The sequence below is a fragment of the Bacillus cereus group sp. N6 genome (genome assembly GCF_016483705.1).
In the GTDB taxonomy this organism is placed as follows: domain Bacteria; phylum Bacillota; class Bacilli; order Bacillales; family Bacillaceae_G; genus Bacillus_A; species Bacillus_A wiedmannii.
Window position 1 is genome coordinate 72,099 of sequence record NZ_JAEHBI010000019.1, and the last position, 17,041, is coordinate 89,139.

The following is a 17,041-nucleotide window of genomic DNA, read 5'->3' on the forward strand; positions in this document are numbered from 1 at the left end:
CTTTTTCTTTTTGGAAAAAAACACTTTGTGGTATGATATAAGTTATGTGTAAAAGAGAGAAGGAGGAATGTACGTGAGTCAGACAGTAGAAACATTATTTTCTATTTTTGATTCTTCTGCGGTAGTTTTACGTAAAGAATTAGATGTAACATATTTAGAGGCGCTTGTAGAAACAGGTGATAACTTGTTTGAAGGAGCAATTTTACAAGAGGAATTATCCGAATCAGCAATTGAAAGGCTGAATCGTGAATATAGTACGTTTAATGAAGAAACATATAAAGGTGAAGAAATTCGTAAAGCATTTCAGTTAGCCATTTTAAAAGGAATGAAAGAAGGCGTACAAGCGAATCATGAAATGACGCCTGATGCAGTTGGAATGTTCATGAGCTACTTATTCCATAAATTTATGCAAGGGCAAAACGAAATTACTGTTTTAGATCCTGCAATTGGAACAGGTAACTTAATGACTACAATATTTAATAGCGCCAAAGAAGGACTAGCAATGAGTGGATTTGGTGTAGAAGTGGATGAAGTGCTAATTAAACTTGCTTTAGTAAATGCGAATTTACAAAAGCATGCAATCGAATTCTTCCATCAAGATGGACTAGCGCCACTTTATATCGATCCGGTTGATGCAGTCGTTTCAGACTTACCGATTGGTTACTATCCAAACGAAATCGGTGCAAGTGAATATAAGTTAAAAGCAGATGAAGGAATGTCGTATGCCCATCACCTATTTATTGAACAAAGTGTGAAACATACGAAAGAAGGCGGGTACTTATTCTTCCTAGTACCAAACTTCATTTTTGAAAGTGATCAAGCACCAAAATTACATGCATTTATTAAAGAAACATGTTTTATTCAAGGGCTATTACAGCTACCTGTTTCCATGTTTAAAAACGAGAAAAATGCAAAAAGTATATTTGTTCTCCAAAAGAAAGGTCCTAGTGTAACAATGCCAAAACAGGCGTTATTAGTGGAGTTACCTAAATTCTCCAACATGAAGGCGATGGAGAACATTATGGATCAATTAAATACTTGGTTTGCAACCCACAAATAAGGCAAGGTATATGTAACAGGATTAGTAATTCATGTAGTACAGTTTTATAGGATATGTCATATTTTTAAATATATACTAGATTAAACTGAATTTTTTTGAAATCTGTAATATATATTTTTTCTTGGTGTTACAATTTTTTCACTTGAAATATATGTCGGACGATGTTTAAATTAAAATCGTGAGTATAAAATTCACTAATGATGAAACGTTTTCATATTTAGTGAATTTGATCAGATAAAATCGAGCGGTTTGTGGACATATCCACACAACTACCAAGAGAAAAAGGGGCGAAAGACTAGATGTCAAAAATCATCGCGATTAACGCAGGAAGCTCTTCCTTAAAATTCCAATTATTTGAAATGCCAAGTGAAACAGTATTAACAAAAGGTTTAGTAGAACGTATCGGTTTAGAAGATAGTATCTTCACTATTACTGTAGATGGCGAAAAACAAAAAGAAATTACAAATATTCCAGATCATGCAGTAGCAGTAAATATGCTTCTTAAAAAATTAACTGAAAACGGAATCGTTAAGTCTCTAGATGAGATTGGCGGTATCGGTCACCGTGTTGTTCACGGCGGCGAAAAATTTGCTGACTCTGTTTTAATTACTGATGAAGTATTAGCTGATATCGAAGAGTTAAGCGATTTAGCACCACTTCATAACCCAGCAAACCTTGTTGGTATTAAAGCATTCCAAGAAGTATTACCAAACGTACCAGCAGTAGCAGTATTCGATACAGCATTCCACCAAACAATGCCGGAATCTGCATTCTTATACAGCCTACCATATGAGTACTATGAAAAATTCGGTATCCGTAAATACGGTTTCCACGGAACTTCTCATAAATACGTAACTGAGCGTGCGGCTGAATTATTAGGTCGTCCACTTGAAAGCTTAAGCTTACTTTCTTGTCACTTAGGTAATGGTGCAAGTATCGCAGCAGTAGAAGGCGGTAAATCTATCGATACTTCTATGGGCTTCACTCCACTTGCTGGTGTAACAATGGGTACACGTTCTGGTAACATTGACCCTGCTTTAATTCCATACATCATGGAAAAAACAGGCCAAACAGTAGAAGAAGTAGTTAGCGTATTAAACAAGAAGAGTGGTATGTTAGGTCTTACTGGTTACTCTAGTGACCTACGTGACATCATTGCGAAAGAAGAAGAAGGCGACCACCGTGCGAAAGTAGCACTTGATGTATTCGTAAGCCGTATCCACAAATACATCGGTTCTTACACAGCTCGTATGAAAGGCGTTGACGCTATCATCTTTACAGCTGGTGTAGGTGAAAACAGTGCGATTATTCGTGAGCGTGTATTAGAAGGCCTTGAGTACATGGGCGTATACTTCGACGTAAAACGTAATAACGTATTTGGTGAAGAAGCATTCATCAGCTTCCCACACTCTCCAGTAAAAATTATCGTAATTCCAACTGACGAAGAAGTTATGATCGCTCGTGACGTACTACGTCTTGGAGATATTGGTTAATATACTATATGAAAAAAAGACGAGATCCTATAGGGTTTCGTCTTTTTTCTATTGGATATATTTCAAGATTCCATCTGGATATAGTGCTTTCTCTTTTTGAATGAATGCAGTGAGGGAAATCCATTTTGCATATGACAGTGTTTGTTCATCTTGTATATTCAGTATTTCCATTTCATATAGTGACATGTCTAATAAGCGTAAAGAATATAGCTGAATGATTTCATGACCAATTTCTCCATCTAGATGAAAGATATTTTCTAAGCAGCCTAAATAATTAGTGATTTCCACTTCTGTGTGAAGCTCTTCTTGAAATTCGCGAATAACGGTATGTGCTGATTTTTCACCAAGTTCAATTGAACCGCCAAGAGGTCGGTAATATGTTTCATCGCCTGTATGATATTCTTGTACGAGAAGTCTACCGTGATGTATAGCAATGCCAAAAGCTTTTGCACGTGGATACATATATAATCACTCCTTATTTCTTTTGTATAAGGATGATTATAATGTGTTTTGTAATAAAAAGTATCGTGTATTTAGGCCTGCGGTCTAATCGTGATCCCATCAAATAGGTCACTCCAAAATGCTTCATTGTACTGGTATACATCCATAATAGGGCATTTTATAACGCAAATATTTTGTAATCCCCAATCTTCTTGGGCAACATTTGGTACATCTGCAGGAAGTAGTAATAGGACAGAGAATTTATGTTTAACTATTTGAGATAAAATGTGTTCCAAAGAATGCGCTTCCTCGTATGTTCCTTCAGTTCGAATAAACAATATGGATTCTGCCGTTTCAATTGTAGTTAGAAAACGATGAATTCGATGCTCATAGTTTAACTTAACTTCTGTATAAGAAGGCCAAGAAGTTGGTGTGTTTACATCTGTTTTAAAGTCGTGGCAGGAGTCGATTTCATATAGGTTGTCACGGAGTCTTAATTTCGCACCATCATCCCAAAATGAGATGAAAGATAAGTTTTCGAACTGTAGAAAATGGTCAAATCGATTTTGTAATAATACATTCACTTTTTCTAATGAAGGGCTTAGCATAAAATCGATAACACCAAAAAAGGGTGATAATTCGAATTGGTATAACGCCCAAGCAGGCCAGCAGTTTTGTCCTAAGCTGAATACTGCATTATATTCTTTTTTTATATTGGATAGATTCATGTGATTTATCTCATCCTTTTTGCTAATATTTTATGTCACTAAAAAATGGAATGTGAATAAAGATAGACAAGCATATTTGCAAAGAATAAGCAGAAATATGTTACAATAGAAAAAAATCGAACGAGGTGGTTGTTACGATGCGATCGAAGCGAGAACAAGCCATTTTAGACAATATAAAAGAATGGGAATCGCAATTAGTTGAGCAAGAAGCGACTGATTTTCAAAAAATGTTTGATAAATGGGTACATACGACAATTGCGAAATTACCTGAGAAAAAACGAAAAGATTTCTTTACGAAAGCAGATGGATGGCTCTTTCATTTGCATGCATTGATTCAAAGTTCACAATCACAGTTAGACGCGCGTAATCGTATTTTAGGAACGTCGAGATTATTTGATGAATCAATTGAGCAACTAGAAGATTTGAAAGCATTATCTATTGATCAGTTAACATACATAGCAGAGCAGCAAACAGCGCGACATCGCCTATATTCATTCGTACAAGGCGGAGCAACGGGTGCTGGAGGTTTATTATTATTAACGGCTGATTTTCCGGTTATGATTGCATTAAATGTGAAGGCTGTTCAACTTATTGCAACATCATTTGGACATGATGTGAACAAGCCTTATGAAATGATGCTTGCGTTAAAGGTGTTTCATGCGTCATTACTACCAGGAAGGCTTCAGCAATACGCATGGTACAATTTATTGCAAGAGCTAGAGCAAGAAGACTCATTCTTCTATGAAGGAGACGAAGCGGTGTTACAGCCAGCTTCTACTGAGGTTGTGTTAAAACAAATTTTGAAAACATTTTCGATTTATGCTCTTCGTCGTAAATTATTCCAAGGTATCCCGGTCATTGGAATGGCAATTGGGTCTACAGTAAACTATCGTTTAACAAGAAATGTTACTGAATTTGCGAATAGATTTTATCAAGTGCGCCACATAGTCGAGAAGGAAAAAAGAGCATAAAAAAAGCGAGAGGCCGAAGCCTTTCGCTTTTTTTAATTTGTTGCATGCTTTTTGGACATTGGAATAGATACTGGTTGCTTTTCTGCTTTCTTCTCTGCTTTTGGATAATAAATTAAATCCAATGTTTTTGCCTGTACAGCAATTGAAAGAATAGTAAAAGCAATTTCTGTCCAATTTAAATAATATAATGAAAGCGCAAGAACAATCGCGTCAAAGACGAAGAAAATTTGCCCAATTGTAAAACGAGTTCGTTTACTTAATACAATTGTTAAAATGTCGTCTCCGCCGGTTGCACCGCCAAATCGCAATATAAAACCGAGTCCAATACCAGCTAACGCACCGCCAACTACTGCAGCTATAAATAAATTATTTGATAAATCGACCGTAAATGGAGAAAAATTTTCCATAAGAGAATAAAATACTCCGAATGAAATCGAACCTAGGAATGAATAACCAACCATTTTTTTACCTAAAAATGAAGCACATAATAAAATAATTGGGATATCCATAATTACAGTTGAAATAGATGGTGAAATATCATAAAAATTTTGGATAAATAGTGCAATTCCTACAAATCCACCTTCTGTTAAGTGGTTTTGGAAGTGAATGTGATATAGCGCTGCTGCTAAAATAAATGAACCGATTAAAACCATAAAAATTTCTTTAATAATTTGTCGACTTTGGATGTTCCTCATCGTTATTCCTTCTTTCCGTAGTTAGTAGTCCTTTTTGTGTTGTAAACTAACTACGAGCTCACATGTAGCTTCAGTTAGTTTACGAAAAAACTAACTACGCTATATGTCGCTGAAGAAATAACGAATAATCCTCTCGTCCATCAATTCTCCCTACCTTCGTTTTAGTTTAAGTCTTAAAACGACTAAACAAAACGTGGAGTAGGATTCTTCATTTAGCAATCCTGCTCTTCTTTGTTTTGTTTAGCTAGTAACAATTAAGTCCTAAACAAAACGCTACGTGTAAGAAGAGTCTTTTTTTTGCCAAATTATCCTTCGGGCAATCATAATTTCCCCACTCTCGTATTTTTTTCGCTAGACTAAAGTATCTGAGCTGAAAAATACGCTACGTGTATGATTCGTCAATACGATGCCACATGCTCCTTCGAGCGATCATGATATCAAAATCCCTTCCTTCAAGATTTATATTATTATATCATACTTTCAAAAAATGTATGCGGATGGAAACCGACAATAAGCGGAGGAAATCTACAAAAATTGTTATGTTTAAATATTTTTGTAGAAAAGCCTAAGTTATTTTGCAGAATTGGACAGTGTTTTAAAGTTTGTCCAATAAGTAAGAAAGAGATGGCGTTTATTCAGTTGTATCTTTCTGGTCACCTTTATCTTTAAAAAACGTATCCCAGCTAATCACACTTAAAAAAGTTAAAGCGATAATAATGAAAGCTCGCATAAAATTGAGACCTCCTTTTGTACATAGTATATGAATAATTTGCTTCAGAATGTGTCATTTTTTTACAAGTCTTAATTGTTATGAGATTATATCAATATAGATAGATGAAAGGGAGAGAGAAGATATGCTAAAAGACATGTTCAAAAGAAAAGAATTAGTATGCGTTTCATGTCAGAAAAAGATTCAATATGAAGAAGAGCTCGTTGCTTTTGTAAAGTTGCCAAAGGAAAGAAGTATATTAGTTGGACCGTTCGATTTGTGTTTAGCGAAAACAGCACAAGAAATATATTGTAAATCGTGTTACGACAAAAAAGCATGACCCAAAGTAATTGAGGGGCATGCTTTTTTCATTGGTGTGCTTTTCCCTCAGATACATTTTGAGTGAGTCGATACCAAAGCCAAAGGTCATTAATGATGGAAGCGAGATCGGCAATTTCTGAATTAAGTTTGCAAGAAATTTTGAAGTTTTCTTCGTTATTTAAATGATGCTGCTTTGCATTAATAGAGTGCTCGAGTTCTTTTATACGATCAGGAATCTTTCCTCGAACTTGTTCCCACTTTAATAAAATAGCATGCTGTATTTTTTCGGGGATATCTTCCCAATCTTCTTGTAAATACGGAATTTCAATTCCTAGATGATCATCGTATAAGAAATACTTTTCCATAAGTTCACCCCCGTTTTCCTGCTTATATTGTACATGAAAACAGAAAGAAGCTCGACGGAATTGTTTGAAAAAATTTGAAAATGACTCTTGATACATTTTGTGAAAGGTGTTAAAGTGTGTATTATTATAAAAGAAAATGAATATTTATTCTTTAAGGGGATGCAAAATGGAGAAGAAAAAAGTGGTATTAGCATATTCTGGAGGTCTTGATACTTCCGTTGCAATTAAATGGTTACAAGAGAAGAATTATGATATTATCGCGCTTTGTTTAGACTTAGGGGAAGGTAAAGACTTAGCATTCGTAAAAGAAAAGGCACTTTCAGTAGGTGCAATTAAATCATATATGATTGATGTTCAAGAGGAATTTGCAAATGAATATGCATTGATGGCGATGCAAGCGCACACGTTATACGAAGGGAAATACCCTCTCGTTTCTGCATTATCTCGTCCACTTATCGCTAAGAAATTAGTAGAAATTGCAGAACAAGAAGGGGCGACTGCAGTTGCACACGGATGTACAGGGAAAGGGAATGATCAAGTTCGTTTTGAAGTTTCTATTCAAGCGTTAAATCCTTACTTAGAAGTGATTGCGCCTGTACGTGAATGGAAATGGTCACGTGAAGAAGAAATTGCATATGCAAAAGAAAACGATGTACCCATTCCGATTAATTTAGACAGCCCGTTTTCAATCGATCAAAACTTATGGGGACGCAGTAACGAATGTGGTATTTTAGAAGATCCATGGGCAGCGCCGCCAGAAGATGCGTATGAGATGACATTGGCATTAGAAGATACACCGAATAAACCAGAGTTTGTAGAAATCGGCTTTGAAGCAGGTGTACCGACTACTTTAAATGGCACTGCATATTCACTTTCAGAATTAATTAAAACGTTGAATGCGCTTGCTGGAAAACATGGCGTTGGACGTATCGATCACGTAGAAAATCGCCTCGTTGGTATTAAATCGCGTGAAGTATACGAATGTCCAGCGGCAATGACGTTAATCACAGCACATAAAGAGCTGGAAGATTTAACGCACGTAAAAGAAGTAGCACATTTTAAACCGGTGATTGAGCAGAAAATAACAGAACTTATTTATAACGGTTTATGGTTCTCTCCTTTAAAACAAGCGCTTCATGCTTTCTTACAAGAAACGCAAAAAAATGTAACAGGTACAGTGCGTGTGAAATTATTTAAAGGCCATGCGATTGTAGAAGGACGTAAATCTGAGTACTCTTTATATGACGAAAAATTAGCAACATATACTGCTCAGGACGAATTTAATCATGATGCAGCAGTTGGATTCATTTCATTATTCGGTTTACCGACGAAAGTATACAGCCAAGTGAATCAAAAGAAGGTGGAAGCGTGAGCAAACTTTGGGGCGGACGTTTTACAGAAGAAGCGGAAGCGTGGGTTGAAGAGTTTGGAGCATCCATCTCCTTCGATCAACAATTAGTAAATCAAGATATAAAGGGAAGTATTGCACACGTAACGATGCTAGCAAAGCAAGGTATCGTTACGAAAGAAGAAGCAGAGAAAATAAAGGTAGGGCTTCAGTATTTATTAAAAGAAGCAAAAGAGAATAAGCTTCAATTCTCAGTAGAAGCAGAAGATATTCATTTAAACATTGAAAAAATGTTAATTGAACAAATCGGTGAAGTAGGAGGGAAACTTCATACAGGACGAAGCCGTAATGATCAAGTAGCGACTGATATGCATTTATATTTGAAAGAAAAAGTAGAACATATTATAAAAGCTACAAAACAATTGCAAACTGTTTTTGTTCATCAAGCAGAAAATAATATTGAAACCATTATGCCTGGTTATACGCATTTGCAGCGTGCGCAGCCAATTTCATTTGCACATCATATTCTCGCTTACTTTTGGATGTTAGAGCGTGATGTGAATCGTTATGAAGATTCATTAAAGCGCATTAACATTTCACCATTAGGAGCAGGAGCATTAGCTGGGACAACATTCCCGATTGACCGAGAATATAGTGCGGAGCTTCTTGGATTTAATGGAATCTATGAAAATAGTTTAGATGCAGTAAGCGATCGTGATTTCATACTGGAGTTCCTAAGTAACTCATCTATGCTCATGATGCACTTATCACGCTTCTGCGAAGAACTTATTTTATGGAGTAGCCAAGAGTTTCAATTTATTGAAATGAGCGATCAATACGCAACGGGAAGCAGCATTATGCCACAAAAGAAAAATCCGGATATGGCGGAACTTATTCGTGGTAAAACAGGCAGAGTATATGGTAATTTATTTAGTTTACTTACAGTCATGAAAGGATTACCGCTCGCTTACAATAAAGACTTGCAAGAAGATAAAGAAGGAATGTTTGATACAGTAAAAACAGTAGAAGGCTGCCTTCATATTATGGCAGGCATGCTAGAGACGATGACTGTAAACAAAGAAAAAATGGGGCAAGCTGTGACGCAAGATTTCTCTAACGCAACAGAAATTGCTGACTACTTGGCAAGTAAAGGACTCCCATTCCGTCAAGCTCATGAAATTGTTGGGAAGCTAGTGCTACACTGCACACAAAAAGGAATTTATTTAGTAGATGTACCACTTGCAACATATAAAGAAATGAGCTCATTATTTGAAGAAGATTTGTATGAAGTTCTTTCACCATATGCAGCTGTAAAGCGTCGTAACAGTGCTGGCGGGACAGGATTTGAGCAAATTGAGAAAGCTTTGGAGAAGGCGAAGGGATTAGTTGGAGAGTTTGTTGGAAGTTGATTGATTTATAGGGCAGAAGGTACGCGAATCTTAGTAGAGAGAAGCGTACCTTTTTTGTGATTTTTATTGCTTAAAGTTAATCATACTTATGTCGATCTTCCGTAATTCGAATATACTCAATATCCATCAAATCTCTAAGTAATGCACCATTACTTAGTTCCACACCATGTTTTTCTTTAAAATGTGTACGGATTGTATCTAACATTTCGAGCTCTTTCCCGTTCACATCTAAAATAATACGTTCAGAATCATTCATATAGCATCCTCCTTTTTTAATATATATTTTGTCCGTCTATTTCTAAAAAATGTATGTTAACCTAAAGTTAGGAAATAAGAAAGGAATGGAAAATGAGACGTATTTATTTTATAGGGATAATTTTGTACACGCTAATTGTGTTACATGTTGCATTCCCAAATATCTTTTCATTTGAGGATGTAGAAACAGTACACGTTGGGATATTTATCTTTATTCTATTTGTAGTAGATTGCTGTATTTCGATATGGCTTTCGAAAAGAAAACATGTACAAAATAAAAAAGAAATGGAACGGAAAAAGAGAAAACGTTCATTTTGGATGATGACGTACTGTTTGTCTTTAGTACTCACTGCTGTTTTTTTTAGTGAGCATATTCCGTTAGAAAGATTAAATATTGGATTTGGAGCGTTCGTATTTGCATACTATTTTTTCGTGCACTTTCTTCCTTATATGAAAGAAAAGCGAGGAGAAGAGGAAAATCCGCTTGTAGAAGAAGCGAGAGAGCAAGAGCATAAGAGAATAGAAGAAGATATACAGAAGCTCGGGGAACAAAAATGGTATTTGAAATCTAAAATTATATATATTCTTTGCTTTATTACGCCGCCAATCGGTTATTTGTATGTATTCTTGCTTCGTAAAAAAATGACAGAAGATGCACGACAATCGTATTTAATGGTTGCGACTATCATGATGGCATTATGGTCTTTGAAGTTCTTACCGCCATATGTGTTGGCAGTAGCTGTTGTAGTGGTTGGTTGTTTTGTATTTATAGTGAAGTATGTGAAATGAAGAAAAACAAGAGCCTGTGTTATTAAGCTAATAGATAGATTAAAGCAAGAAATGTTATACTATAATTTGCTTATTCAGTAATAATAGGAGGGATAATAATGGTTCAATCAATAGTTCATATCGCATTAGTAGTAAAAGACTACGATGAGGCAATAGAGTTCTATACAAAGAAACTAAATTTCACACTAGTCCAAGATATATATCAGCCAGAGCAAAACAAAAGATGGGTAGTGGTATCTCCTCCTGGTTCAGTCGGCACCACAATATTACTGGCTAGAGCATCTAAACCTGAGCAAGATTCCTTTATCGGTAACCAATCAGGCGGCAGAGTTTTTCTTTTCTTAAATACTGACGATTTTTGGAGAGATTATAATGAAATGATTTCAAGAGGAATAGAATTTGTGAGAGAGCCGAAAGAGCAAGAATATGGAATAGTTGCAGTATTCAAGGATTTGTACGGGAATTTATGGGATTTATTACAACTAAAAGACGACCATCCAATTACTCAAAGAATTAAGTAGAATACAGTTTAAACTTGATTAGAAAATCAATTAAAAAATGAGGATTTTAAAATCCATGTAAGAGTGGAGAAAAACAGAGAAGATTTATTTTTATGAGTAAAATTAAACATCTTTATTCTTCTTACACATTCGTGAAAAAAAGGAGTGGATTACCCACTCCTTTTTTATCATTGTTTAACAACATGTATTTATTGTTTATTCAAGCCTAAAGCTTCATTTCCCTTATCCACCAGTAAAACATGTGGACTTGGTGTTTTATTTATGAATTAAAGATCACCTTGCTCCTCATCACCACGAACAACAAGGACATCGCATTTCGCATAGCGAATAATATGTTCAGAGACGCTACCAATTAGGAAACGCTCAACAGCATTTAAACCAGTTGCACCACACATAATTAAATCTACTTTATGGTTTGGAGCGATTTCTTTTGAAATTTTAGATTTAGGATTACCAAATTCTAATACAGTTTCAATTTTTTCAAGGCCAGCTTCAAGCGCAGTTTTTTTGTAGTCTTCTAATAAGTCTTCTGCAAATAGATTTGCACGTTCAGCAATTGCGCGGCTATAAGCTTCTACTGCTGAGTATGCTTTTACATCAACGATATGAGCAATTGTTAATGTTGCATTGTTGCGTTTTGCGACTTGAATTGCTTTTTTAAAAGCTCTTTCTGCTTCTTTAGAACCATCCACCGCGATTAAAATATTTGTATATGTATTATTCATAGTAAATTCCTCCCAATCATTTTTATTACCGTTTACAACTTTATTATAAAACAAATTTTGGTAATGTGCTTGCCAGAAACGTTACAGAATTTTGAAAACTTTGCTTTAATTCATTTTAGTTGTAATTGAGGCGAGAACTTGTTACATATGAAGTATAGCAATTTAAAAGGAGGCATGTTTGTGAGACACGCGCTCATTACAGCCGGTACGAAAGGTTTAGGAAAGCAAGTAACAGAAAAGTTATTGGCTAAAGGGTATTCAGTAACAGTAACATATCATAGCGATATAACTGCTATGGAAACGATGAAAGAAACATATAAAAATATGGAAGAGCGTCTACAATTCGTGCAAGCGGATGTCACGAAAAAGGAAGATTTACATAAAATAGTAGAAGAAGCGATAAGCCGTTTTGGTAAAATTGACTTTTTAATTAATAATGCTGGTCCATATGTATTTGAACGAAAAAAGTTAGTCGATTATGAAGAAGACGAATGGAATGAAATGATTCAGGGGAATTTAACAGCGGTATTTCATTTATTAAAACTTGTCGTTCCGGTTATGAGAAAACAGAACTTTGGCCGTATTATTAATTACGGATTCCAAGGGGCAGATAGCGCACCGGGATGGATTTATCGTTCAGCTTTTGCAGCAGCGAAAGTAGGACTTGTTTCATTAACGAAAACAATTGCTTACGAAGAAGCAGAATATGGTATTACTGCAAATATGGTATGTCCTGGTGATATTATTGGTGAAATGAAAGAAGCGACAATTCAAGAAGCACGTCAATTGAAAGAACATAAAACACCAATTGGTAGATCTGGAACAGGTGAAGATATCGCAAGAACGATTTCGTTTTTATGTGAAGACGATTCCGATATGATTACCGGTACAATTATTGAAGTAACTGGTGCAGTAGATGTTATTCATAGACATCGATAGAGTGAAATAAGGTGAAGTTTTGAATAATTGGACAGTTTATCCTTTACGCTGAGAGGTGCGGATAATACTGTCCTTTAATGTAAGATTAAATCTATCGGAAAACTTGTATTATTTTTTGTCAAATATTGAGATATTATGTTAAAATATAAGAGCGTAGAAAGCGCTTTAAAAAATGATTCAGGGGTCATTTCATAACTCAAGGGGGAACTAATAATGCGTATCGGTATTCCAACAGAAATTAAAAACAATGAAAACCGTGTGGCGATGACGCCAGCGGGAGCTGTACATTTAGTACAAAATGGTCATGAAGTTTTTGTTCAAAAAGGATCAGGTATAGGATCAGGCTTTACAGATGAAGAATACGTACAAGCTGGTGCGAAACTTGTTGAAACTGCTGAAGAAGCATGGAATCAAGATATGGTTATGAAGGTAAAAGAGCCAGTTGCAAGTGAATACGGCTATTTCCGCGAAGGTTTAATTTTATTCACATACTTACACTTAGCTCCAGAACCAGAATTAACGAAAGCATTAATTGATAACAAAGTTGTATCAATTGCATACGAAACAGTGCAATTAGACAATCGTTCTTTACCATTACTTGCACCTATGAGTGAAGTAGCTGGTCGTATGTCTGCACAAATCGGTGCACAATTCCTTGAGAAAAACAAAGGCGGTAAAGGTATTTTACTTGCAGGCGTTCCAGGGGTAAAACGTGGCAAAGTAACAATTATCGGCGGTGGTCAAGCTGGTACAAACGCAGCTAAGATTGCAGTAGGCTTAGGTGCAGATGTAACAATCATCGACTTAAGTGCAGAGCGTCTTCGTCAACTAGATGATATTTTCGGTAACCAAGTAAAAACGTTAATGTCTAATCCATACAACATTGCAGAAGCTGTAAAAGAATCTGACCTTGTTATTGGTGCGGTATTAATTCCAGGTGCAAAAGCGCCAAAACTTGTAACAGAAGAAATGATTCAATCAATGGAACCAGGTTCTGTCGTTGTAGATATCGCGATTGACCAAGGTGGTATTTTCGAAACAACTGACCGTATTACAACTCACGACAACCCAACTTACGAAAAACATGGCGTTGTTCATTATGCAGTTGCTAATATGCCAGGTGCGGTTCCACGTACATCAACTCTTGCATTAACAAACGTAACAGTACCATATGCAGTACAAATTGCGAACAAAGGTTACAAATATGCTTGCTTAGGCAACACTGCATTATTAAAAGGTATTAACACATTAGACGGATATGTAACATTCGAAGCAGTTGCAGAAGCACACGGTTTACAATATGCTGATGCGAAAGAGCTTCTTGAAAAAGCTCCTGCTTTATCATAATAGAAATACATGTAAGCCCCTCCTTTCGTAAGGAGGGGCTTTTTGCTTGGATTAATTGTCTAGTTTCTTTACAATTTTCAATCCGAACATCATTGTAAAGAAAAGAATGCCGAATAAGTAATACAAGGCATACTCAACTCGTATCATCGAATTTTTGTCAGTGATATATAAAATAAATAGTATCGCAGAACCGATTAAATGAGAGAGACCAAAAATTTGCGCCATAAGTTTTAAACTCATCTTCTCGATTCTTTCATCCATCTCAGGTAATGGATATTTTTCGGGATCGCTCTTTTTTTTCTTAAAGAATATTTGTTTCACTACGAATAGTATCGAGTCTAAGAGTATAAATACGCCAGCGAATAGAAGGACAGAAGTAATTTTTTCTTCATCATTACTAGTGAAATAAAGAAAAGTTGAACCTAACAATAAAAAGGTAAGATGCGAAATGAACTTTTGATTAAAAGGGTTTTTCATTCTTTTTCCTCCCCAGTTTTATCTAATTGAAATAAATCTTCTACTTTACAGTTGAAAAACTCACATAATTTCAATGCTAATTCTAAACTCGGGTTGTATTTATTCTTCTCGATAGCGATGAGGGATTGTCTAGTGATTTGAACAGAGGAAGCTAATTGTTCTTGGGTGATGTCTCTAATGACGCGGAATTGTTTCACCTTATTTTTAATCAAATATACAAAGTCTCCTTTTTGTAAATTTGTTACATTTATTATATCCATTTTTAGGTAATAAGTAAATAAAACTTTACAAAAGGTAAACAAAACTTTACGTGAAATATAGCTTGTTATAATGTTATTTTTTGTGATAATTTGGAATTAAATGAAAAAAGAAGTCGGAAGAGGAGATTCAATGGGGAGTAAAAAGAGGAAGAAAAGGCAAGTTAAAAGACAAAAGTATATGAAGAAAAAACAGGAACAGAACATACCTCTATCACAAAAAATAGTCATTATGATAGAGAAAACATTTCGGTATATTTGTATGGCTCTGTATGTAATTTTGTGTCTTTATTCAGCTAGGGTGTTTTACAGTTTTGGGATAACACCCAATATTATTGAGAATGTTTTTGGGTATCTCCTTGTCGCAATAGAGCTAGTCTTATTCTTTATATTATTTAATAAAGTGTGGCCTAGTTATGAAAGTAAGAACGATAAGCAAAGAAAAATGAGAAAAAAATCTTCAGATGCTTCAAGCTCATCAAGTGGATTCGGTGACTACAGTAGCAACGATTGTAGCAGCTCAAGTGATAGTGGAGGAGATTGCGGAGGTGGTGGAGACTAAGTTGTTTTTGCAGAAGAACGACTAATGAAAGGGTGGGACGAAATATGGAGACTGTGAATTTATTAGAATTAACGAAGGGCATTCAAGATCAACATAAAAACTTCGTCGTTTCAAATGTAAATAGTCATTGCTTACGAATCGCTGTATTTACTGGTGAATATGATTGGCACTATCATTCTAATTCGGATGAATTATTTATTGTGTTAGAGGGAGAATTACTTATCGATTTTGAAGATGGAGAAACGGCGGTTTTAAAGCCAAATGATTCTATCTTAATTCCAGTATGCACGATTCATAGAACGAGAGCGTTAAAGAGAACAGTAAATCTTTGTTTTGAAAATATAGAAGCTGATACGATTAAAGTGGAGCAATTATGAAGAAATTATCTATAGCCGAGTATAAAAAAATCCTTCCGATTTTAGAAAGTAATACAACAACGACGACGTTTGCTTATGCGGTATGTGACCAAATGATAGATGGCGAGATTTTTGCCAACGAGAAGTTAACAGCAGGATTAATTCGTACAGCTAATGGTATCTATTATTTATTTGGTCATACGGATGATCAAAATTATAATGAAGATTTATTTATGTATTTAAAAATAGCTATTGAAAAAACAGAGAAGAGATTTACACTCTTCGCTTCAAGTGAAGAGTGGGAAATGATGATTGAAGGGCGTTTTAGTAATGCACTTCGGGACATGCCTCGAATGAAATTTCAACGAGAAATTTCTGAAGAGAGAAAACAAGATGCAAACAAAAATACATATGAAGTGAAGCGTATTGATAAAAGAGATATAGAACGAAGCAATGAATTTACAGAGGTGTATTATAAAGAATATTGGGGATCAACTGAAGCATTTTTAAATAATGGCTTTGGGTTTTGTATAGAACAAGATGGGATGATTGTAGCTGAATGTGTTTCGATATTTAATGGGAATGGATTTGCTGAAATTGATATTGTGACGCATGAATCATATCAAGGAAAAGGATTAGCACAAGCTGTTGCAAAGCGGTTCATTGAACATTGCATGCAAAATGATATTACACCGTGCTGGGATTGTTATGTAGACAATATTCCTTCGCAAAAACTAGCTAGTAAATTAAGTTTTAATCATCCAATAGAATATAGATTGTTTGTACGCAAGAAAACGGGGGAATAAAAATGAATGTAGAGTTAACGAGATTCAAAGTGAAACAAGGTAAAAGTCAGCGTGTAGATGCATGGATGCAGCTTCTTAATGACAATATGAAAGAAGTGCTTTTGACACTAAACGACGAAAAGATGTACGTTGAGACAATTTTCCGGGAAATAAGAGATGGAGAAGAATACTTATATTGGTATTCTGTGCAAGGAGAAGGCGGGGCTCTTGTCGAAAATTCTCATCATGAAATTGATAAAAAGCACTTAGCGTTTTGGTATGAATGTATTGATGAAGAAGCACTGTCTGTTGATATGAAAACAGAAGTCGTTATGATTCAAGATGTTGTGAAGGAAGCGATGAAATAATAGAATAGTATGTTGGAGAGAAGCGCATCAAAATAGGTGTGCTTTTTTCTGTGAAAAGACTTGATTCAACATTTCAAACTTCGTATGTACTGTAGGGAGCAGGAACCTTGATATGTGTGT

The 17,041-nt window shown here is 35.4% G+C and carries 22 protein-coding genes; 14 read left to right on the forward strand and 8 right to left on the reverse strand.

Annotation, left to right across the window (positions count from 1 at the left end):
• Positions 1 to 73 precede the first annotated feature (73 nt).
• Positions 74 to 1,060 (forward strand): N-6 DNA methylase, encoded by a 987-nt coding sequence (locus JDS99_RS15395; RefSeq protein WP_199695309.1) that lies wholly within the window; start codon positions 74 to 76, stop codon positions 1,058 to 1,060.
• A 299-nt stretch (positions 1,061 to 1,359) separates the two neighbouring features.
• A complete protein-coding gene (gene ackA, locus JDS99_RS15400; RefSeq protein WP_000034571.1) occupies positions 1,360 to 2,553 on the forward strand; it encodes an acetate kinase in 1,194 nt (397 codons plus the stop codon).
• A 48-nt stretch (positions 2,554 to 2,601) separates the two neighbouring features.
• On the opposite strand, the gene JDS99_RS15405 is transcribed toward ackA, so the two are convergent.
• Together JDS99_RS15405 and JDS99_RS15410 are read right to left on the reverse strand one after the other, a co-directional pair.
• Positions 2,602 to 3,015, reverse strand: coding sequence for an NUDIX hydrolase (locus tag JDS99_RS15405; protein ID WP_087985406.1), 414 nt, complete (start codon positions 3,013 to 3,015; stop codon positions 2,602 to 2,604).
• Between the two features lie 71 nt (positions 3,016 to 3,086).
• Positions 3,087 to 3,722, reverse strand: coding sequence for a DUF1796 family putative cysteine peptidase (locus tag JDS99_RS15410; RefSeq protein ID WP_199695310.1), 636 nt, complete (start codon positions 3,720 to 3,722; stop codon positions 3,087 to 3,089).
• 137 nt (positions 3,723 to 3,859) lie between these two features.
• Between JDS99_RS15410 and JDS99_RS15415 the strand changes: the two genes are divergently transcribed.
• The gene (locus JDS99_RS15415) at positions 3,860 to 4,693 is read left to right on the forward strand and encodes an EcsC family protein (protein ID WP_001256871.1); all 834 of its coding nucleotides are present in this window, start codon (positions 3,860 to 3,862) and stop codon (positions 4,691 to 4,693) included.
• 32 nt (positions 4,694 to 4,725) lie between these two features.
• Here the strand turns inward: JDS99_RS15415 and JDS99_RS15420 are convergent, their stop codons facing one another.
• Entirely contained in the window at positions 4,726 to 5,388 is a 663-nt protein-coding gene (locus JDS99_RS15420) for a YitT family protein (protein ID WP_199695311.1), read from the reverse strand.
• 854 nt (positions 5,389 to 6,242) lie between these two features.
• Here JDS99_RS15420 and JDS99_RS15425 point away from each other — a divergent pair.
• Positions 6,243 to 6,437 carry a hypothetical protein gene (locus tag JDS99_RS15425; RefSeq protein WP_098200045.1) on the forward strand — a complete coding sequence of 65 codons (195 nt, stop codon included), beginning with the start codon at positions 6,243 to 6,245 and terminating at the stop codon, positions 6,435 to 6,437.
• Positions 6,438 to 6,465: 28 nt separating this feature from the next.
• On the opposite strand, the gene JDS99_RS15430 is transcribed toward JDS99_RS15425, so the two are convergent.
• Positions 6,466 to 6,783, reverse strand: a complete 318-nt coding sequence (locus tag JDS99_RS15430; protein ID WP_199695312.1) for a radical SAM protein — start codon at positions 6,781 to 6,783, stop codon at positions 6,466 to 6,468.
• Positions 6,784 to 6,949: 166 nt separating this feature from the next.
• On the opposite strand from JDS99_RS15430, the gene JDS99_RS15435 reads away from it, so the two are divergent.
• Both JDS99_RS15435 and argH read left to right on the forward strand, forming a co-directional pair.
• Positions 6,950 to 8,155, forward strand: coding sequence for an argininosuccinate synthase (locus tag JDS99_RS15435; RefSeq protein WP_000412317.1), 1,206 nt, complete (start codon positions 6,950 to 6,952; stop codon positions 8,153 to 8,155).
• Entirely contained in the window at positions 8,152 to 9,540 is a 1,389-nt protein-coding gene (gene argH / locus JDS99_RS15440; RefSeq protein WP_199695313.1) for an argininosuccinate lyase, read from the forward strand. Before JDS99_RS15435 ends, argH begins: the two co-directional genes overlap by 4 nt.
• Positions 9,541 to 9,616: 76 nt before the next feature.
• Here argH and JDS99_RS15445 read toward each other — a convergent pair whose 3' ends face one another.
• A complete protein-coding gene (locus tag JDS99_RS15445) occupies positions 9,617 to 9,796 on the reverse strand; it encodes a hypothetical protein (protein WP_046956214.1) in 180 nt (59 codons plus the stop codon).
• A gap of 92 nt (positions 9,797 to 9,888) precedes the next feature.
• On the opposite strand from JDS99_RS15445, the gene JDS99_RS15450 reads away from it, so the two are divergent.
• Together JDS99_RS15450 and JDS99_RS15455 are read left to right on the forward strand one after the other, a co-directional pair.
• A complete protein-coding gene (locus JDS99_RS15450) occupies positions 9,889 to 10,584 on the forward strand; it encodes a hypothetical protein (RefSeq protein WP_199695314.1) in 696 nt (231 codons plus the stop codon).
• Positions 10,585 to 10,682: 98 nt separating this feature from the next.
• Complete coding sequence (locus tag JDS99_RS15455) at positions 10,683 to 11,105, forward strand: VOC family protein (protein WP_088064563.1); 423 nt, start codon at positions 10,683 to 10,685, stop codon at positions 11,103 to 11,105.
• A 266-nt stretch (positions 11,106 to 11,371) separates the two neighbouring features.
• Here the strand turns inward: JDS99_RS15455 and JDS99_RS15460 are convergent, their stop codons facing one another.
• On the reverse strand, positions 11,372 to 11,830 hold the full coding sequence (locus JDS99_RS15460) for a universal stress protein (RefSeq protein WP_001066680.1): 459 nt from the start codon (positions 11,828 to 11,830) through the stop codon (positions 11,372 to 11,374).
• Between the two features lie 147 nt (positions 11,831 to 11,977).
• Between JDS99_RS15460 and JDS99_RS15465 the strand changes: the two genes are divergently transcribed.
• Both JDS99_RS15465 and ald read left to right on the forward strand, forming a co-directional pair.
• Positions 11,978 to 12,769 (forward strand): SDR family oxidoreductase, encoded by a 792-nt coding sequence (locus tag JDS99_RS15465; protein WP_060486605.1) that lies wholly within the window; start codon positions 11,978 to 11,980, stop codon positions 12,767 to 12,769.
• 213 nt (positions 12,770 to 12,982) lie between these two features.
• Positions 12,983 to 14,116: an alanine dehydrogenase gene (gene ald / locus JDS99_RS15470; RefSeq protein ID WP_199695315.1), complete on the forward strand. Its 1,134-nt coding sequence runs from the start codon at positions 12,983 to 12,985 to the stop codon at positions 14,114 to 14,116.
• A gap of 51 nt (positions 14,117 to 14,167) precedes the next feature.
• On the opposite strand, the gene JDS99_RS15475 is transcribed toward ald, so the two are convergent.
• Both JDS99_RS15475 and JDS99_RS15480 read right to left on the reverse strand, forming a co-directional pair.
• Positions 14,168 to 14,593, reverse strand: a complete 426-nt coding sequence (locus JDS99_RS15475) for a hypothetical protein (RefSeq protein ID WP_087985399.1) — start codon at positions 14,591 to 14,593, stop codon at positions 14,168 to 14,170.
• The gene (locus JDS99_RS15480) at positions 14,590 to 14,853 is read right to left on the reverse strand and encodes a helix-turn-helix transcriptional regulator (RefSeq protein WP_061686676.1); all 264 of its coding nucleotides are present in this window, start codon (positions 14,851 to 14,853) and stop codon (positions 14,590 to 14,592) included. Before JDS99_RS15480 ends, JDS99_RS15475 begins: the two co-directional genes overlap by 4 nt.
• Before the next feature lie 130 nt (positions 14,854 to 14,983).
• Here JDS99_RS15480 and JDS99_RS15485 point away from each other — a divergent pair, with 130 nt between their 5' ends.
• From JDS99_RS15485 to JDS99_RS15500, 4 genes are read left to right on the forward strand one after another with little or no spacing between them, the layout of a single operon-like run.
• Positions 14,984 to 15,412: a hypothetical protein gene (locus tag JDS99_RS15485; protein ID WP_088064561.1), complete on the forward strand. Its 429-nt coding sequence runs from the start codon at positions 14,984 to 14,986 to the stop codon at positions 15,410 to 15,412.
• A gap of 44 nt (positions 15,413 to 15,456) precedes the next feature.
• Complete coding sequence (locus JDS99_RS15490; protein ID WP_000450954.1) at positions 15,457 to 15,789, forward strand: cupin domain-containing protein; 333 nt, start codon at positions 15,457 to 15,459, stop codon at positions 15,787 to 15,789.
• Positions 15,786 to 16,574, forward strand: a complete 789-nt coding sequence (locus tag JDS99_RS15495) for a GNAT family N-acetyltransferase (protein WP_199695316.1) — start codon at positions 15,786 to 15,788, stop codon at positions 16,572 to 16,574. Before JDS99_RS15490 ends, JDS99_RS15495 begins: the two co-directional genes overlap by 4 nt.
• Positions 16,575 to 16,576: 2 nt before the next feature.
• Entirely contained in the window at positions 16,577 to 16,921 is a 345-nt protein-coding gene (locus JDS99_RS15500) for a DUF6176 family protein (RefSeq protein WP_199695317.1), read from the forward strand.
• The last annotated feature ends 120 nt before the right edge of the window (positions 16,922 to 17,041 follow it).

What these genes read in the sequence shown, in the direction of transcription:
- ackA (WP_000034571.1), top strand. Translation starts at nt 1,360, where the DNA reads ATGTCAAAAATCATCGCGATTAACGCAGGAAGCTCTTCCTTAAAATTC.
- JDS99_RS15405 (WP_087985406.1), bottom strand. Translation starts at nt 3,015, where the DNA reads ATGTATCCACGTGCAAAAGCTTTTGGCATTGCTATACATCACGGTAGA.
- JDS99_RS15410 (WP_199695310.1), bottom strand. Translation starts at nt 3,722, where the DNA reads ATGAATCTATCCAATATAAAAAAAGAATATAATGCAGTATTCAGCTTA.
- JDS99_RS15415 (WP_001256871.1), top strand. Translation starts at nt 3,860, where the DNA reads ATGCGATCGAAGCGAGAACAAGCCATTTTAGACAATATAAAAGAATGG.
- JDS99_RS15420 (WP_199695311.1), bottom strand. Translation starts at nt 5,388, where the DNA reads ATGAGGAACATCCAAAGTCGACAAATTATTAAAGAAATTTTTATGGTT.
- JDS99_RS15425 (WP_098200045.1), top strand. Translation starts at nt 6,243, where the DNA reads ATGCTAAAAGACATGTTCAAAAGAAAAGAATTAGTATGCGTTTCATGT.
- JDS99_RS15430 (WP_199695312.1), bottom strand. Translation starts at nt 6,783, where the DNA reads ATGGAAAAGTATTTCTTATACGATGATCATCTAGGAATTGAAATTCCG.
- JDS99_RS15435 (WP_000412317.1), top strand. Translation starts at nt 6,950, where the DNA reads ATGGAGAAGAAAAAAGTGGTATTAGCATATTCTGGAGGTCTTGATACT.
- JDS99_RS15445 (WP_046956214.1), bottom strand. Translation starts at nt 9,796, where the DNA reads ATGAATGATTCTGAACGTATTATTTTAGATGTGAACGGGAAAGAGCTC.
- JDS99_RS15450 (WP_199695314.1), top strand. Translation starts at nt 9,889, where the DNA reads ATGAGACGTATTTATTTTATAGGGATAATTTTGTACACGCTAATTGTG.
- JDS99_RS15455 (WP_088064563.1), top strand. Translation starts at nt 10,683, where the DNA reads ATGGTTCAATCAATAGTTCATATCGCATTAGTAGTAAAAGACTACGAT.
- JDS99_RS15460 (WP_001066680.1), bottom strand. Translation starts at nt 11,830, where the DNA reads ATGAATAATACATATACAAATATTTTAATCGCGGTGGATGGTTCTAAA.
- JDS99_RS15465 (WP_060486605.1), top strand. Translation starts at nt 11,978, where the DNA reads ATGAAGTATAGCAATTTAAAAGGAGGCATGTTTGTGAGACACGCGCTC.
- ald (WP_199695315.1), top strand. Translation starts at nt 12,983, where the DNA reads ATGCGTATCGGTATTCCAACAGAAATTAAAAACAATGAAAACCGTGTG.
- JDS99_RS15475 (WP_087985399.1), bottom strand. Translation starts at nt 14,593, where the DNA reads ATGAAAAACCCTTTTAATCAAAAGTTCATTTCGCATCTTACCTTTTTA.
- JDS99_RS15480 (WP_061686676.1), bottom strand. Translation starts at nt 14,853, where the DNA reads ATGGATATAATAAATGTAACAAATTTACAAAAAGGAGACTTTGTATAT.
- JDS99_RS15485 (WP_088064561.1), top strand. Translation starts at nt 14,984, where the DNA reads ATGGGGAGTAAAAAGAGGAAGAAAAGGCAAGTTAAAAGACAAAAGTAT.
- JDS99_RS15490 (WP_000450954.1), top strand. Translation starts at nt 15,457, where the DNA reads ATGGAGACTGTGAATTTATTAGAATTAACGAAGGGCATTCAAGATCAA.
- JDS99_RS15495 (WP_199695316.1), top strand. Translation starts at nt 15,786, where the DNA reads ATGAAGAAATTATCTATAGCCGAGTATAAAAAAATCCTTCCGATTTTA.
- JDS99_RS15500 (WP_199695317.1), top strand. Translation starts at nt 16,577, where the DNA reads ATGAATGTAGAGTTAACGAGATTCAAAGTGAAACAAGGTAAAAGTCAG.